The sequence below is a fragment of the Bradyrhizobium sp. 153 genome (assembly GCF_023073835.1).
In the GTDB taxonomy this organism is placed as follows: Bacteria; Pseudomonadota; Alphaproteobacteria; order Rhizobiales; family Xanthobacteraceae; genus Bradyrhizobium.
In genome coordinates this window covers 186,267-201,872 of sequence record NZ_JADPKH010000120.1, presented here as the reverse complement: position 1 = coordinate 201,872, position 15,606 = coordinate 186,267, and the positions used below count along the sequence as shown (strand labels likewise).

Below are 15,606 nucleotides of genomic sequence, written 5' to 3'. Positions count from 1 at the left end.
AAGCGCGGCGGTCAGCCGCAACGTTCAGGTCGTGGTCGCGAGCTGCGCGCGGACCGACGCCAGGAAGTGTTCGTAGGCGTGGTCCACGATTTCGTTGAGCGATCGTGTTCGCGCGAACATCGCCTTGGCCTCGGCGAGAAACTCGTCCCGGCTCGGGATCTTCGGCAGATGCAGATGCGTCAGCGCATCGACGCCTTCGTGCGCGCGGTTGAGGATGTCGTGCAGCGTCGGCAGTTGCAGCTGGGCGAGGTCGGCCCGGCGCCGCGCCGACGAGATCGCATGCGCCAAGGTCTGCGCATCGAAACGTCCGGCAAGTTCGCGGGCCGCCCGATTGATGACCCGCGAGCCGAGCGGTTGCTCGTTGCGCAGCACCTGTTCGGGCGGCGCCTTCATGTTCCAGACGACGCCGACCCACGACAAGACCTTCAGGACGTAATAGGTCACGTCGATCTCCCACCAGCGAAAGCCTTGTCGCACGCTGCTCTGGTAGGCGTGGTGATTGTTGTGCCAGCCCTCGCCCAGGGTGAACAACGCCAGCAGCCAATTGTTGCGGGAATCATCACCCGTCACGTACCGCTTGCGTCCATGCACATGGGCGAGGGAATTGATGCAGAAGGTCGCGTGATAGACCAGCACCGTGCTCCAGAGGAAGCCGACGACCAGACCTGACCAGCCCGCCACCAGGAAGCAAAGCGCTGCAAGCACAAAGGCCGGCAGCAGCTCGAGCCGATGCAGCCACATCAGCTCCGGATAAGCGGCGAAATCGGCGATCTTGACGAGGTCGGTGGCGTCGTGCTGCCGGGAAAAAATCCAGCCGAGATGGCTGTAGAGGAAGCCGCGGTGACGCGGCGAGTGCACGTCGGTTTCCGTATCGGAATGCAGGTGATGGTGCCGATGCTTGGCCGCCCACCACAGGACGCTCTTCTGCGCGCTGCTCTGCGCGAGGCAGGCCAGGATAAACTGAAACACTCGGCCGGTCGCAAACGCCCGATGTGAGAAGTAGCGGTGGTAGCCGGCTCCGATCGCAAACATCCGCACGCAATACAGTAAGACGCAGATCACGAGTGCCTGCCAATCGATGCCTGACCAGATCGCTGCAACGCAGCCGAGATGGACCAGCAGAAACGGCAGGGCGGAGGGATACATGATGTCCTCATGCTGGTCGTCGGCGGCGGTGTTGGGCGACATGTTTTCAGAGTGACCTTGAACGAAGATGATGCGTTTCGCTCCGGCGGCGCCAAAGTCGGCCGCCTGTGAAAAACCCCGCTGATGGCGTGCCACCGCGGGGTCGCGAACGAGATGCTTTGCTGGTACATTCGGCCAAAGCAGTCGGCCGAAGCTCGACGAACATATGGTCCTGAATGCCTGCTATGCAAGCACGTAGTCTCACGGAAACGGCACCGAGCGCACGCCAGGTCGAGCGCAGCGGCCGATCGCCGAGGATTTCGACCGTGCCACCGGCATGATGATCGGCGCCAATGTGGCGATCGGCGGAGGTCACAAGCCTTTCAGAACATCAGCATCGGCACGGCGTCAGGCGGCCCGCCGGTGGCTCTCGCCGCCACGATGTGGCGTGACCGGCTCCGAACTGGTCTGGCCTGGCGCGTCCAGCACCGCGACGTGATGCCGATACACCATTTCCCAGCCCTTCCATCCCGTGAACAGGAGGATACCGACGACGATGAGCGACAGCACCACGCCCCACGGCTTGACCGCAGCTTCAGTGCCTTGCGCGTAGCGGAGATAGAAGTTCACCAGCGCCAGCACGACCGCCGCGAGATTGCCGACCATGTGGTACCAGGCATCATTCAGGCGGCGGATCCGGGGCTCGCTGAAGAAGTCCGTAAAGCCGGCCGCAGCAGCAACGAGCGCCATGACGATGCCGGCTCCGATCAGCCAGATCGCGGCGCGCGCCCAGAAAGTATCGCCGGTTCCGATGAATGCCAGATCGGCGATGGGCGCGCCGACCAGGAACGCGACGGGGAATGGAATCAGCATGGGGTGCAGAGGGTGGTCGCCGACTGCGGCGGTCGTTTTGGGGTTGATGCTCATGGAAAACCTCGCAAAAATGAATTTCTGGGACAACTTTTCCGGGCGAGAGCTGGTTCCTGCAGGCACGGGACGGAGGAGGCGGAACTCCCCTGTCCCGACGCCGCGGACCCTGCCTGCCTCCATCCCCCTGCGTTGCCTGCCTTTCCCGTAGCCAAACTCGCTGGCGGTAACCCGGCATTAACCAACGCCGGGCTCTGGTAATTGCGGACAGTCGCGCCCGAAGCCGTGTCGAAGCCCATAGTTTTGACATCTTGGCGGGGAATGCAGGCGACCGGCTTTGGAAGAGCCTTTGGACGAGCCCTGCACCCCAAAAAGACAAGGCTTTGAGCGGGCTTGCCAGCCGCGCCGGTTCTAGCGCGGCTGTTGGGGAACACCGGCAGCCATTTGCTGGCCGAAGGACGTCAGGTAACGATCGCCTTGAGAGGATACTGCTTATGAATCCGGCCGACGTGGCTCAGTCAGCCCTTCCGGTTGCTGCCTCCGCCGACGTGTCGCTGATTGCGCTGTTCTGGCAGGCTCACTGGATCGTGAAGGCGGTGATGCTGGGACTTCTGTCCTGTTCGGTCTGGGTCTGGGCGATCGCCATCGACAAGATCTTTCTTTACGCGCGCACGCGGCGCTCGATGGACCGATTTGAGCAGGCCTTCTGGTCCGGCGAATCGATCGAGGAGCTCTATCGCACGCTCTCGGCCAAGCCGACCCATTCCATGGCGGCCTGTTTCGTCGCGGCGATGCGCGAATGGAAGCGTTCCTTCGAGAGCCATGCCCGCTCGGTCGCGGGCCTCCAGATGCGCATCGACAAGGTGATGAACGTGTCGATCGCGCGCGAGGTCGAGCGGCTGGAACGCCGGCTCTTGGTGCTCGCGACGGTCGGCTCCGCCGGCCCCTTCGTCGGCCTGTTCGGCACGGTCTGGGGCATCATGTCGAGCTTCCAGTCGATCGCGGCGTCGAAAAATACCTCTCTGGCGGTGGTGGCTCCCGGTATTGCCGAGGCGCTGTTTGCGACCGCCGTCGGCCTTATCGCCGCCATTCCTGCCACTATTTTCTACAATAAGTTCACCTCCGAGGTGAACCGGCAGGCCCAGCGGCTCGAGGGCTTCGCGGATGAATTTTCCGCCATCCTGTCGCGTCAGATCGACGAGCGGGGCTGACCGACGGCATGTATAGTGTGAAGGGCAAATTGGGCACCAGACCATGGGCATGAACGTCGCGAGTTCGTCCGGAGGCGGCGGGCGCCGCAGCCGGCGCAAGCCGGTCATGGCCGAGATCAACGTCACTCCCATGGTCGACGTCATGCTGGTGCTGCTCATCATCTTCATGGTGTCGGCACCACTGCTCACCGTCGGCGTGCCGCTCGATCTGCCGCAGACCCAGGCGAAAAGCCTCGAGCAGAACGACCAGAAGCCGATCCAGATGTCAGTCGACATCAAGGGCAAGGTGTTCATCAACGACGCCGAGATCGCGATCAACGAGCTGGTGCCGAAGCTCAAGGCGATCACGGACGCCCGCGGAGGGCTCGAGGAACGCATCTATCTGCGCGCCGACAAGAAGGCCGATTACGGAACGGTTGCCAGGGTGATGGGCCTGTTATCCGGCGCGGGCTTCAAGAAGCTGGCGCTCGTCACGGAAGCGGATCAGGGGTAGGCCGTGAAGGTGAAGGTCGACAAGACACTCGTTGCGTCGATTGCTCTCCACGTCCTTGTGCTGGGATGGGGGCTCGTCACCTTTAGCAGCAAGGCCTATGTGGCGCCGGAAGAGTCGCTTCCGATCGACATCATCTCCTCGGATCAGCTCGCGAAGATGATGGCAGGGCAGAAGACCGGCGACAAGGACAAGCCGAAGCCGAAGGTGGAGAAGATCGCGGAGCCCAAGCCCGAGGAAGACGCTGTCGGCAAGGTCACCGAGAAGAAAGAGCTGATCAAGACCAACTCGACGCCCGAGCCGCCGCCAAAACCCGTCGAGAAGCCGGTCGAAAAGAAGCCCGAGCCGCCGAAGCCCGTTGCCGAGGCAAAGCCGAAGGAAGAGCCGAAGCCGCAGGAAAAGAAGCCTGATCCGGCCAAGGAAGATCCGATCGCCGAGCTCCAGAAGAAGCTGGAGACCAAGAAGCCGCCGCCAAAGCCGGTTGAGCAAAAGGTCGCGGCGGTGCAGCCGCAGCAGCAGCCGAAGCCCAAGGAGCGCACCTTCGATCCCGCCCAGATCCAGCGCGACCTCGACAAGCGCGCTGCCACCCGGCACGAGCTCGCCGGCTCGACGTTGAACGCGTCGGCCTCGCTAGGAGCGGCGACGGGGACGGCCGCCAACAACGTCGCGACCTGGCGTGGTGCATTCCAAGGCGCAGTCAAGCGCTGCTTCACGCCGACCTATAACGGGCAGGATGCCGAGCAGTATGAGGCCGACATCGACATTCCCATGAAGATCGATGGATCGCTCGCCTCCGAGCCGATCGTCGTCGCGGTGAGGGGACCGTCGCGGTCGATCGCCCAGGCGGTGGCGGAGAGCGCCAAGCGCGCCATCGTGCAGTGTCAGGTCTACTCGTTCATGCCGAAGCAGCAGTACGAGAGCTGGAAGCTCATTCCCATGACTTTCGGCCTGAAAGATATGTTGTGACATCCGAACAAAAGAATTTTGCAATGAATGACGTCCGATCGATGAACCGCCGCCGCTTCATGACCCTGACCGGATCGACGCTCGCGATGCTCGGGGGCGGCCGGGCCTGCGCGCAGGGCCAGGAGCCCCGCCTTCGCATCGATCCCACGGCGTTCCAGCCGATCCCGATCGCGATCACCAACTTCGTGCCGGGCTCGCCCGCCGACGGCGACGTCGGCAACGGCGTCACGCAGGTGATCACCAACAACCTGAAGCGCTCGGGGCTGTTCGCGCCGATCGACCAGGCCGCCTTCATCGAGCGCATCAGCAACATCGACGTCGCGCCGCAATTCCAGAACTGGAAGACCATCAACGCGCAGGCCCTCGTCACCGGCCGCATGACGCGGCAGCCCGACGGAAGGCTCAAGGCCGAATTCCGCCTGTGGGACGTCGTCTCCGGCCAACAGCTCGCCGGCCAGCAATATTTCACCTCGCCGGAATATTGGCGCCGCATCGCCCACATCATCTCCGATCAGATCTACGAGCGGATGACTGGCGAGAAGGGCTATTTCGACAGCCGCGTGGTGTTCGTGGACGAAACCGGGCCGAAGGAGCGCCGCGTCAAGCGACTTGCGATGATGGATCAGGACGGCGCCAATGTCCGCTACCTGACCCGCGGCTCCGACCTCGTGCTGACGCCGCGGTTCTCGCCCAACTCGCAAGAGATCACCTACATGGAGTTCGGCCAGGGCGATCCGAAGGTCTATCTCTTCAACATCGAGACCGGCCAGCGCGAGATCGTCGGCAATTTCCCCGGCATGACCTTTGCGCCGCGCTTCTCGCCGGACGGCCAGCGCGTCATCATGAGCCTGCAGCAGGGCGGCAATTCCAACCTGTTCGTGATGGATCTGCGCTCGCGCTCGACCACGCGCCTCACCGACACGCCGGCGATCGACACTTCTCCTTCTTATTCTCCAGATGGCAGCCGGATCTGCTTCGAATCCGATCGCGGCGGCAGGTCGCAGATCTATGTGATGGCGGCGGGCGGTGGGCAGGCGCAGCGCATCTCCTTCTCCAAGGACGACACCAACGCCAGCTATTCGACACCCGTGTGGTCGCCGAAGGGCGATTACATCGCCTTCACCAGGCAAGGCGGCGGGCAGTTCGCGATTGGCGTCATGAAGCCGGACGGCTCCGGCGAGCGGCTGCTCACCTCCGGCTTCCACAACGAAGGCCCGACCTTCTCGCCGAACGGCCGCGTGCTGATGTTCTTTCGCGACCCCGGCGGCAACAGCGGACCGTCGCTGTACAGCGTCGACATTTCGGGGCGCAACGAGCTGAAGGTGCCGACGCCAGGCTTCGCCTCAGACCCGGCGTGGTCGCCGCTATTGTCTTCGACGGCGGGCCAATAAAGAGTTACGCGGTCAGACGCGCAACGTTGTCGAAAATGCGGGCAGATTTTTTCGGCTTCGCTGAGGAAAGCAAGCTTTCCTTCGCCTTGCGCTCGGCAAGGCTTGCCTAGTAGCTTGAAATATCAGCAGAAATAGGTCCGCCATTGCCGAAAAACAACTCCACTTTAACGATGTTCCCTCAGAAAGGCTTCATCTGGGTTGAGTAAAACTACGCGCCAAACAGGACGCGCGTACAGATACAAATGCAGTTCGCAAGCCAGAGCGGAGAACCTGAGGAGCAGGCCTCGCCGACGATTTCGGCGGCGCTGACCGATTCGCTGTTCGAGGCTCCTGGCACGGTGCTTACCGGCATCATCTTCTCGGCGTTCGCGGCATCCTTGACGGCGCTGAAGACGGGACAGACGCTGATTTGGGGATTTGTTCCTCTTCTCATTCTCGCAGGAGCTATACGGGCCTTCGATTTGAGCCGGTACCAGGCCCGAAAATCGGTCCTGAGCGCGGAACAAGCGGCAAATCTGCAAATGCGCTACCAAGTCGGAGCGCTCATCCAGGCCGTCGTGATTGGTCTATGGTGCTCCACGACCCTGCTGAGCAATGACGACGCCATCGCTCACATGATTGCCCTCTCGGTCACCACCGGAATCGTGGCCGGAGGAGCGGGGAGAGCTTACGGACGGCAGTCGATATTTCGTCTGCAAGCCACCTTGATATTCGGCCCGGCTGTGGTCGCGCTGGCGCTGCGCGGCACGCCCTATTACGTGGCAATGTCCGTCGTGTGCGCCGCGTTCCTGCTCTCGGTCATGCGGCTCTCCGGCAATCTGCACAAGATATTTCTGCGCGCGGTTATCGCACGCGAGCGCGAGGCTGCGCTCGCCGGCCAGTTCGACACGGCCCTCAACAACATGCCGCACGGACTCTGCATGTTTCGCATCGACGGCCAACTCGCGGTGATGAACCACCGCTTTGGCGCGATGATGGACCTGCCCGACAATCTCGCCCAGAACGGCACGAGCGTGCGCGGCGTCGTCGCCGCATGCGTCGAAGCGGGATCGATATCGGCCGCGAGCGGCGACCTGATTATTGCCGACATCGAAACCGCGCAGGCGAAGGAAATCATCACCACCGACCCCGATCCGCGAAGGAACCGTTCGCTGTCATGGACCGTCCAGCCGATGGCTGATGGCGGCGCGGTGGTACTGCTCGAGGACATCACCGAGCGGCGCAACGCCGAGGCCAGGATCAGCCATCTGGCTCGCTACGATGACCTCACAGCGCTGCCGAACCGTGTCAATTTTCGCGACGAGATCGAGCGGTTGCTCGCCGTCGCGCGGAATTCAGCGCGTCTATCCGCTCTGCTGTTCGTTGATCTTGACCAGTTCAAGCAAGTCAACGATACGCTGGGCCATCCCTGCGGTGACCAGCTCCTGTGCGCGGTGGCCAACCGTCTGCGCGAGATGCTGCGCCCCGAGGATTTCGTCGCCCGTTTCGGCGGCGACGAGTTCGTCGTGTTCCAGCAGAACCTCTCCTCGCCCGAGGACGCAGCTGCGCTGGCCCGCCGTATCGTCGAGCGGCTGAGCGAGCGCTATCGCATCGACAACCATCTGGTCGAGATCGGCGCCAGCGTCGGCATCGCACTGACCTCGCCGGATGGCACCAGCGCCGATACGCTGCTCAAGAACGCCGATATGGCGCTGTACCGCGCCAAGGCCGACGGCCGCGGCACCTTCTGCTTCTTCCGCGACGAGATGGCGGCGACCGTCGAGGCCCGCCGCATCCTCGAGCTCGACCTGCGCAAGGCGCTCGCTCACGAGGAGTTCGAGCTGTTCTATCAGCCGCTGGTCAATCTGAAATCCGGCAAGATCACCACCTGCGAGGCGCTGCTGCGCTGGAATCATCCGGTGCGCGGCACGGTCTCGCCGGTCGACATCATCCCGGTTGCCGAAGACATGGGCCTGATCGTCGATCTCGGCCGCTGGATCCTGCGCCGCGCCTGCATGGAATGCGCGAAGTGGCCGGAGGGCGTCAGCGTCGCCGTCAACTTCTCGCCGCAGCAATTCCACCAGCGGGACGTGCTGAGCGAAATCCGCTACGCGCTCGAAGTGTCGGGCCTGCCGGCGCATCGGCTGGAGATCGAGATCACCGAGTCCTCGCTGCTGCGCAACACCCAGCTCACGCACGACATCCTGTCGCAACTGCATGCGCTCGGCGTGCGCATCTCGCTCGACGATTTCGGTACCGGCTACTCCAGCCTCAGCTATCTGCACAATTTCCCGATGCAGAAGGTGAAGATCGACCGCTCCTTCCTGGAGGGCATCGACGCCGACCGGCCGCTGACGCTTTTGCGCGGCGTGGCAAGACTGTCGGCGGACCTTGGCATGTCCGTCGTGGTCGAGGGAATCGAGACCAACGAGCAGCTCGAACTGATCAGTGCCGACGGTACGGTGACCGAGGGACAGGGTTATCTGTTCAGCCGGCCGGTACCGGCGGTGCGGGTGCGCCAATTGCTCAATGCCTCGCACGGCATTCGCGGCGGCAAGGATCAGGTGGTCGCCGTATCGCGATCGATCGCCTGACTTCCAGTTCTCAATATCCCTTCGTTTCCGCTCGTTCAGCATCACCGTAGTCGTACGGGGTTAACCGTAACCGATTCAAGTCTTTGCAATTCCGTTAATGAACCATTAATCTCTACCTACTCGCAGAGGTTGTTCGGAGCGTAGAGATTGCAGATGAAGTCCGGGGCCGAACCGCAGACGGCGCTCCTTCCGCGCGGAGCCGCGCTGTTCGATCGCATCGACTATCGCCTCCTCGAAACGCCGGAGGACAATGAAACCCTGTATCGGATGCGCTACCGCGCCTATCTGCAAGCAGGACTGATCCCACCGTCCGAGTCCCAGCGGGTAACTGACCGTTTTGATAGCGCGCCCAACGTTTGGAATTTCGGCGTCTACGTCGCAGACGAGCTTTGCGCTGCCGTGCGCATCCACGTTCTGACCTCCGAATGGCGGATGTCCTACACCACGGAGGTGTTCGGCGACGTCCTGCATCCTCGCCTGGACCGGGGCGAGGTTTTTGTCGATCCGTGTCGATTTGTTGCCGATCCCGAAATGCAGCAGCGGTTCCCTGAACTGCCCTATCTGACGGTGCGGCTGCCTTTCGTAGCTTGCGAGCATTTCAATGCCGATGTCGGACTTTCGATGGTGCGGACCGATCATCAGGCGTTCTACCGCCGCGTGTTCCTGTCCGAGACTCTCACTGAGCCGCGTTCATTTCCGGGCTGGCCGACGAAGAAAGCCGTCCTGATGGCCTCGAATTATCCCAAGGTCCGGGAAAAGATCCTGACGCGTTTCCCGATCATGCGCTCGAGCGCGTTTGAGCGGCGGATGCTATTTGAACGGGGCACCCACCGGATCGCCGCACCCAGGCCGGTTCTTGTTGCCGGCGCTGTGGCCGCCCAGGCCTGATCCCTCCGCCTCGTTTGTGGTTCATGTGTTTTCAGGCGCTGGCAGCGGGGGTTCTATCCTGGTGCAAGCGCGCGTTCTGGTCATAAGCACCGCTTGCCTTCACCCTTGCGCCACATTTACAACCCATTAACCATGACGGGTGCTTTTCGCTGGTTGGGGGCATTTGACTGGCTGAGGCAAGGTTCCGTCAAGGTTGACGGAACGTTCGCTTAACCAACCCCCTGTAGACCGGACAGCAGTGGACTAACGCGAGCGTGGAGGCTCCGGAATGAAACATCCTATGCGTATCCTCCAGGGATTGAAGCTGGTCGCGGTGCTTGCTGTCGCGCTGTCGATGGGCGCCTGCGCCAACAAGAATGCTGCGACGGATGCGATGGCCAACGCGGCGACGCCGGGCAGCCAGCAGGACTTCGTCGTCAACGTGGGTGACCGCGTGTTCTTCGAGAGCGACCAGACCGATCTGACCCCGCAGGCGATCGTGACCCTGGAGAAGCAGGCGCAGTGGCTGCAGACCTATCCGCGCTACAGCTTCACCATCGAAGGTCATGCCGACGAGCGCGGCACCCGCGAATACAACATCGCGCTCGGCGCCCGGAGAGCCCAGTCGGTGCGTTCGTTCCTCGCCTCACGCGGCATCGATCCGAACCGCATGCGCACGATCTCCTACGGCAAGGAGCGGCCGGTGGCCGTCTGTAACGACATCTCCTGCTGGTCGCAGAACCGGCGCGCCGTCACCGTCTTGAACGCGAGCTCCTGACGCTTCAGTCAGGTGCCGTTCAGCTTCAGAACTCGATTATGCCGGCGCCCTCTCGGGCGCCGGTTTCGTTTCAGCATTCTGTGACGGAAACCCCTTGGTACCAGTCACATTTTTGGCGTACTCCACTTCAATGTGTGGCGCGTCGAATGTTCCGTTGCAGGCCATTTCGCTTTTGTCGTCAGGGCAAGATGTCATCCAGATTTAAGGTCTTTACCGGCACCGCGGCGATTGCCGCGCTGCTCTCTTTGTGCTCGCCCGCACTTGCGCAGTCGGTCTTCGCGCAGTCGGATGATGCCGACCCCGAGATGCGGATCGAGCGGCTGGAGAACCAGCTGCGCCAGCTCACCGGCCAGAACGAGCAGCTGCAATATCGCAACCGCCAGCTCGAGGAGCGGCTGCGGGCGCTCGAAAGCGGCGCGCAAGCCCCGCCCGGACAGGCGCCCAGCGTCGCGGCGATGCCGCCTGCCCAGATCGCACCCAGCCAAGTCGCGCCGGGCTATCGCCAGCAGCAGCCGCAACAACCGGCCGTGCAGCCGAATTACGAGCAGCCGCAGATCGCGGCTCCCGCGCCGATCGTTCAGGAGCAGCCGGCGCCTGGCGCACCGGGCACGCGCCGCCGCGGCGATGCCTTCGATCCGAACCAGAACCCGACCGCGCCCGGTGCGCCACGTGCGCTCGGCGGTGGGCAGCAGCCTATGCCGGCAGGAGCACCGGGCGGACGCGGTGCCGGCGAGCCGCTCGATCTTGCCAACACCAGCCCCCGTTATCAGCAGCAGGCCGCTCCCCCGGCCGCCCAGCCCGGCTATCCGCCGGCCCAATCCGGCTATCCCGCGCCATCAGGCGGCGCTGGCCTGACGACGCTGCCGCCCTCGGCAACGCCGCGCGACGAGTTCGACCTCGGCATCGGCTACATGCAGCGCAAGGACTATGCGCTCGCCGAGCAGACCATGAAGAATTTTGCGCAGAAATATCCGAGCGACCCGCTGCTCGGCGATGCGCAATACTGGCTCGGCGAGAGCTACTTCCAGCGCCAGCAATATCGCGATTCCGCGGAAGCCTTCCTCGCCGTCACCACCAAATACGAAAAATCGGCCAAGGCGCCGGATGCCCTGCTGCGACTCGGCCAGTCGCTCGCCGCGCTGAAGGAGAAGGAGGCCGCCTGCGCCGCCCTCGGCGAGGTCGGCCGCAAATATCCGCGCGCCTCGGCCGGTGTCAAAGCCGCGGTCGATCGCGAGCAGAAGCGGGTGAAGTGCTGACGCCTGGCGTTTGAGTCCTGACAATGCGGATGGTGCTGCGCTAAACATCGCAATCATCCGCTGACGATTTCTGGGCCGCGTCATGTCAGACGACGACAATTCTCCGATCTCGGCACGTGAGGCGAGGCGGCTGTTCGCCGGCCTCAAAACTGCGTCGGCGCTGGTGCTCGCGGTCTCGGGCGGGCCCGACTCGGTCGCGCTGATGTGGCTCGCGGCCCGCTGGCGGCGCAGTCTTGCGCGCGGCCCGCAACTCACCGTTGTCACCGTCGATCACGGCCTGCGCCCGGAAGCGGCCCGCGAGGCGCGCGAGGTCAAGCGTCTCGCCGCCGAGCTCGGATTGCCGCACCGGACTTTGCGCTGGCGCGGTGCAAAGCCGAAGACGGGACTGCCTGCCGCGGCGCGCGAGGCCCGCTACCGTCTGCTCGCACAGGCCGCGCGCGCCGTCGGCGCAAGACATGTGCTGACCGCCCACACCCGCGATGATCAGGCCGAGACCCTGTTGATGCGAATGCTCCGCGGCAGCGGACTTGCCGGGCTCTCGGCGATGGCTGGTGTCAGCGAGCGCGATGGCATCGTGCTGGCGCGTCCGCTGCTCGACGTCCCGAAGGCGCAGCTGATCGCGACCTTGAAGCGGGCGAAGGTCGGCTTTGCCGATGACCCCTCCAACCGCGACACCGCCTTCACCCGGCCGCGGCTGCGCGCGCTGCTGCCACAGCTCGCGGCCGAGGGCGGCGATGCCCGCACGCTGGTGCGGCTCGCGTCAAGGCTGGCGCGCGCCAATGCGGCGGTCGAGGTGCTCGCCGACGGCGCCGAGCGCTTCCTCCGCTTGCGGGATCGCGACGTTGCGCCGCAGGCGGGCGTTCGGAGCTTCGAGGCCTCGGCATTTGCCGCCCTGCCGGAGGAGGTCCGGCTGCGGCTCCTGCTGCGGGCCATCGACGCGCTCGGGTACGAGGGGCCGGCGGAACTCGGCAAGGTCGAAAGCCTGATGGCCGTGCTCGATCGGGCCATCGCCGCAGGTCCCCGTGCCGCCGCAAATGGCCGGCCGGTTCTGAAGCAAACGCTCGCGGGAGCCTTGATCAGCCTGGCCGGCGGGCGTATCCGCATCGCGCCGGCGCCGTCGCGGCGCCGCAAGGGCGCTTGAACTGTGTATGAACGCTGCATGAGGTCGGGATCATGACACCGGCCGGTTCGGCTCTGCGCCTCAGGCGACCTTAACCAGGCGGGAAAAACCCCGGCTCGGGCGCCATTATTTCAGCGGGAATCGCGCTAAGATGGGATAAATAGTCCCATCTCGTTCCCTTGGCAGCGACCGGGGCGGCACCTAAATTGTATGCGTCTAACCGAGAGGATTCCTTGGGATTTCCTCGCATTGACCAAAGTAACTGCCCAAGGATCACGGCCGCGATCCGCGCGACCACGAAGGAAGATCGATGAACGCCAATCTGCGCAATTTCGCCCTCTGGGTCATCATTGTCTTGCTGCTGTTGGCGTTGTTCACGCTCTTCCAGAATCCGGGTCAGCGCGCTTCCTCGCAGGACATCGCCTTCTCCCAGCTGCTGAGCGAGGTTGACCGCGGCAATGTGCGCGACGTCGTGATCCAGGGTCCCGACATCCACGGCACCTTCACCAACGGCTCCAGCTTCCAGACCTATGCGCCGAACGACCCGACGCTGGTGAAGCGCCTCTATGACAGCAAGGTGCAGATCACGGCGAAGCCGCCCGGCGACAACGTGCCGTGGTTCGTCTCGCTGCTGGTCTCCTGGCTGCCCTTCATCGCGCTGATCGGCGTCTGGATCTTCCTGTCGCGGCAGATGCAGGGTGGTGCCGGCAAGGCGATGGGTTTTGGCAAGTCGCGTGCGAAGATGCTGACCGAAGCGCATGGCCGCGTCACCTTCGAGGACGTCGCCGGCGTCGACGAGGCCAAGCAGGACCTCCAGGAGATCGTCGAGTTCCTGCGCGACCCCGGCAAGTTCCAGCGCCTCGGCGGCCGCATCCCGCGCGGCGTGCTGCTGGTCGGCCCGCCCGGCACCGGCAAGACCCTGATCGCGCGTGCGGTCGCGGGTGAAGCCAACGTGCCGTTCTTCACCATTTCCGGTTCCGACTTCGTCGAGATGTTCGTCGGCGTCGGTGCTTCCCGCGTGCGCGACATGTTCGAGCAGGCCAAGAAGAACGCGCCCTGCATCATCTTCATCGACGAAATCGACGCCGTCGGTCGTCACCGTGGCGCCGGTCTCGGCGGCGGCAATGACGAGCGCGAGCAGACGCTGAACCAGCTGCTGGTCGAGATGGACGGCTTCGAGGCCAACGAGGGCGTGATCCTCATTGCCGCGACCAACCGTCCCGACGTGCTCGATCCCGCGCTGCTGCGTCCCGGCCGCTTCGACCGCCAGGTCGTGGTGCCCAATCCTGACGTCGTCGGCCGCGAGCAGATCCTCAAGGTGCATGTTCGTAAAGTTCCGCTGGCGCCGGACATCAATCTCAAGACCATCGCGCGCGGCACGCCCGGCTTCTCCGGCGCCGACCTCATGAATCTCGTCAACGAAGCCGCCTTGACCGCCGCCCGCCGCAACAAGCGGATGGTGACGCAGGCCGAGTTCGAGGAGGCCAAGGACAAGGTGATGATGGGCGCCGAGCGCAAGTCGCTCGTCATGACCGAGGAAGAGAAGCTGCTCACGGCCTATCACGAGGGCGGCCACGCCATCGTCGGCCTCAACGTGCCCGCGACCGATCCGATTCATAAGGCGACCATCATCCCGCGCGGCCGTGCGCTCGGCATGGTCATGCAGCTGCCGGAACGCGACAAGCTGTCGATGTCGCTGGAGCAGATGACCTCGCGCCTCGCCATCATGATGGGCGGCCGCGTCGCCGAAGAGCTGATCTTCGGCCGCGAGAAGGTGACCTCGGGCGCGGCCTCCGACATCGAGCAGGCGACGCGCCTTGCCCGCATGATGGTGACGCGCTGGGGCCTGTCGGAAGAGCTCGGCACCGTCTCCTACGGCGAGAACCAGGACGAGGTGTTCCTCGGCATGTCGGTGTCGCGCACGCAGAACGCCTCCGAGGCGACGGTCCAGAAGATCGATTCCGAGATCAAGCGCCTGGTCGAGGAAGGCTACAAGGAAGCAACCCGGATCCTCACCGAGAAGCGCGCCGACCTCGAGACGCTTGCCAAGGGCCTGCTCGAGTTCGAGACGCTGACCGGCGATGAGATCGTCGACCTGCTCAAGGGCAAGAAGCCGAACCGCGAATCCGTGCTCGAGCCGACCACGCCGCGCGCCTCCGCGGTGCCTCCGGCCGGCAAGCCGCGCCCGCGCCCCGATCCGGATCCCGGCCTGGAGCCGCAGCCGCAGGCGTAAGCTGCGAACGGCAGATCGACTCGAAAAACGCGGCGGCAACGCCGCGTTTTTTTTGTTGGTCGAGCGCGCGTTCGGGAGCGGACATTCTTGCCCGTCATTGCTGTCGATGTTCAATAATTCGCTGATTGGATCGCGGTGGTCTTGGTAGCGGCGAAGGCCTTGGGAGTTTGTCCTGCCAAGGCCTGATGGGGTCTGTGGTTGTTGTAGTATACGAGATAGTCGAACAGTTCGTTGGCGAAGTGGTCGCGCCAAGGCTGCCCCGACCACGAGCAGCAGAGGAAGCCAATTGGTGGACAGGCCCGGCTCCGCCGCCAGCACGACCACGCCGACGAAGGCCAGCAGCACTCCGGCGCAGGTGGTGAGAGACGGCCGCTCGCTGAGCAGCGGCCAGGCCAACAGCACGGTGAAGGGCGTGGCGAGCTGATAGGCGACGGCCGACATACTTCCCGAGCCGAGCCCAAGGCCGACATAGAAGAGGCCGAAGTTCAAAGCGCCAAGGAAAATCGAAATGCCCGCGATAGGACGGAGCTGCTCGCGCATGGGTCTTTTGACGAACGGAACGAGCACCAGCGCGATCGCCAGAAAGCGCAGCGCGAGGAAGAAGAGCGGCGGAAACTCCGCGACGCCGACCTTGATCGCCACGAACTGATAGCCCCAGAGCAGGGGGACGGCTACCGCGCAGACGATCTGGATGGCAGACATGGCGTGTTTTCTTTCAAGACCGATTGG

At 63.9% G+C, this 15,606-nt stretch carries 12 protein-coding genes and 1 pseudogene; 10 read left to right on the top strand and 3 right to left on the bottom strand.

Features of this window, described 5'->3' with window-relative positions; genetic code table 11:
• Positions 1 to 24: 24 nt before the first annotated feature.
• Together IVA91_RS28740 and IVA91_RS28735 are read right to left on the bottom strand one after the other, a co-directional pair.
• Positions 25 to 1,188 (bottom strand): fatty acid desaturase, encoded by a 1,164-nt coding sequence (locus IVA91_RS28740; protein WP_247280202.1) that lies wholly within the window; start codon positions 1,186 to 1,188, stop codon positions 25 to 27.
• A gap of 345 nt (positions 1,189 to 1,533) precedes the next feature.
• Positions 1,534 to 2,052, bottom strand: a complete 519-nt coding sequence (locus tag IVA91_RS28735) for a DUF2231 domain-containing protein (protein WP_247280201.1) — start codon at positions 2,050 to 2,052, stop codon at positions 1,534 to 1,536.
• Positions 2,053 to 2,486: 434 nt separating this feature from the next.
• Between IVA91_RS28735 and tolQ the strand changes: the two genes are divergently transcribed.
• The 10 genes from tolQ to ftsH all read left to right on the top strand — a co-directional run bounded on the left by tolQ (position 2,487) and on the right by ftsH (position 14,877).
• Entirely contained in the window at positions 2,487 to 3,203 is a 717-nt protein-coding gene (gene tolQ / locus IVA91_RS28730) for a protein TolQ (protein ID WP_028180156.1), read from the top strand.
• 43 nt (positions 3,204 to 3,246) lie between these two features.
• Positions 3,247 to 3,696 carry a protein TolR gene (gene tolR, locus IVA91_RS28725; RefSeq protein ID WP_028173005.1) on the top strand — a complete coding sequence of 150 codons (450 nt, stop codon included), beginning with the start codon at positions 3,247 to 3,249 and terminating at the stop codon, positions 3,694 to 3,696.
• 3 nt (positions 3,697 to 3,699) lie between these two features.
• Positions 3,700 to 4,659 carry a protein TolA gene (locus IVA91_RS28720; protein WP_247280200.1) on the top strand — a complete coding sequence of 320 codons (960 nt, stop codon included), beginning with the start codon at positions 3,700 to 3,702 and terminating at the stop codon, positions 4,657 to 4,659.
• Positions 4,660 to 4,682: 23 nt separating this feature from the next.
• On the top strand, positions 4,683 to 6,050 hold the full coding sequence (gene tolB / locus IVA91_RS28715; protein WP_247280199.1) for a Tol-Pal system beta propeller repeat protein TolB: 1,368 nt from the start codon (positions 4,683 to 4,685) through the stop codon (positions 6,048 to 6,050).
• A gap of 242 nt (positions 6,051 to 6,292) precedes the next feature.
• On the top strand, positions 6,293 to 8,623 hold the full coding sequence (locus IVA91_RS28710; RefSeq protein ID WP_247280198.1) for an EAL domain-containing protein: 2,331 nt from the start codon (positions 6,293 to 6,295) through the stop codon (positions 8,621 to 8,623).
• A gap of 153 nt (positions 8,624 to 8,776) precedes the next feature.
• Positions 8,777 to 9,511: a hypothetical protein gene (locus tag IVA91_RS28705; protein WP_247280278.1), complete on the top strand. Its 735-nt coding sequence runs from the start codon at positions 8,777 to 8,779 to the stop codon at positions 9,509 to 9,511.
• Positions 9,512 to 9,779: 268 nt separating this feature from the next.
• Positions 9,780 to 10,268, top strand: a complete 489-nt coding sequence (pal, locus tag IVA91_RS28700) for a peptidoglycan-associated lipoprotein Pal (RefSeq protein WP_035704649.1) — start codon at positions 9,780 to 9,782, stop codon at positions 10,266 to 10,268.
• A 188-nt stretch (positions 10,269 to 10,456) separates the two neighbouring features.
• On the top strand, positions 10,457 to 11,524 hold the full coding sequence (ybgF, locus tag IVA91_RS28695) for a tol-pal system protein YbgF (protein WP_247280197.1): 1,068 nt from the start codon (positions 10,457 to 10,459) through the stop codon (positions 11,522 to 11,524).
• An 82-nt stretch (positions 11,525 to 11,606) separates the two neighbouring features.
• The gene (tilS, locus tag IVA91_RS28690; RefSeq protein WP_247280196.1) at positions 11,607 to 12,665 is read left to right on the top strand and encodes a tRNA lysidine(34) synthetase TilS; all 1,059 of its coding nucleotides are present in this window, start codon (positions 11,607 to 11,609) and stop codon (positions 12,663 to 12,665) included.
• Positions 12,666 to 12,954: 289 nt separating this feature from the next.
• Positions 12,955 to 14,877, top strand: a complete 1,923-nt coding sequence (gene ftsH / locus IVA91_RS28685; RefSeq protein WP_035998585.1) for an ATP-dependent zinc metalloprotease FtsH — start codon at positions 12,955 to 12,957, stop codon at positions 14,875 to 14,877.
• A gap of 252 nt (positions 14,878 to 15,129) precedes the next feature.
• Here the strand turns inward: ftsH and IVA91_RS28680 are convergent.
• Positions 15,130 to 15,579: pseudogene (locus IVA91_RS28680) on the bottom strand (DMT family transporter); the annotation flags it as partial.
• Positions 15,580 to 15,606 lie beyond the last annotated feature (27 nt).

Bases quoted from the DNA above. Each gene is read 5' to 3' on its own strand.
- IVA91_RS28735 (WP_247280201.1), bottom strand. From the start codon at position 2,052: ATGAGCATCAACCCCAAAACGACCGCCGCAGTCGGCGACCACCCTCTG.
- IVA91_RS28705 (WP_247280278.1), top strand. From the start codon at position 8,777: ATGAAGTCCGGGGCCGAACCGCAGACGGCGCTCCTTCCGCGCGGAGCC.
- tolB (WP_247280199.1), top strand. From the start codon at position 4,683: ATGAATGACGTCCGATCGATGAACCGCCGCCGCTTCATGACCCTGACC.
- ftsH (WP_035998585.1), top strand. From the start codon at position 12,955: ATGAACGCCAATCTGCGCAATTTCGCCCTCTGGGTCATCATTGTCTTG.
- pal (WP_035704649.1), top strand. From the start codon at position 9,780: ATGAAACATCCTATGCGTATCCTCCAGGGATTGAAGCTGGTCGCGGTG.
- tolR (WP_028173005.1), top strand. From the start codon at position 3,247: ATGGGCATGAACGTCGCGAGTTCGTCCGGAGGCGGCGGGCGCCGCAGC.
- IVA91_RS28740 (WP_247280202.1), bottom strand. From the start codon at position 1,188: ATGTCGCCCAACACCGCCGCCGACGACCAGCATGAGGACATCATGTAT.
- ybgF (WP_247280197.1), top strand. From the start codon at position 10,457: ATGTCATCCAGATTTAAGGTCTTTACCGGCACCGCGGCGATTGCCGCG.
- tolQ (WP_028180156.1), top strand. From the start codon at position 2,487: ATGAATCCGGCCGACGTGGCTCAGTCAGCCCTTCCGGTTGCTGCCTCC.
- IVA91_RS28710 (WP_247280198.1), top strand. From the start codon at position 6,293: ATGCAGTTCGCAAGCCAGAGCGGAGAACCTGAGGAGCAGGCCTCGCCG.
- tilS (WP_247280196.1), top strand. From the start codon at position 11,607: ATGTCAGACGACGACAATTCTCCGATCTCGGCACGTGAGGCGAGGCGG.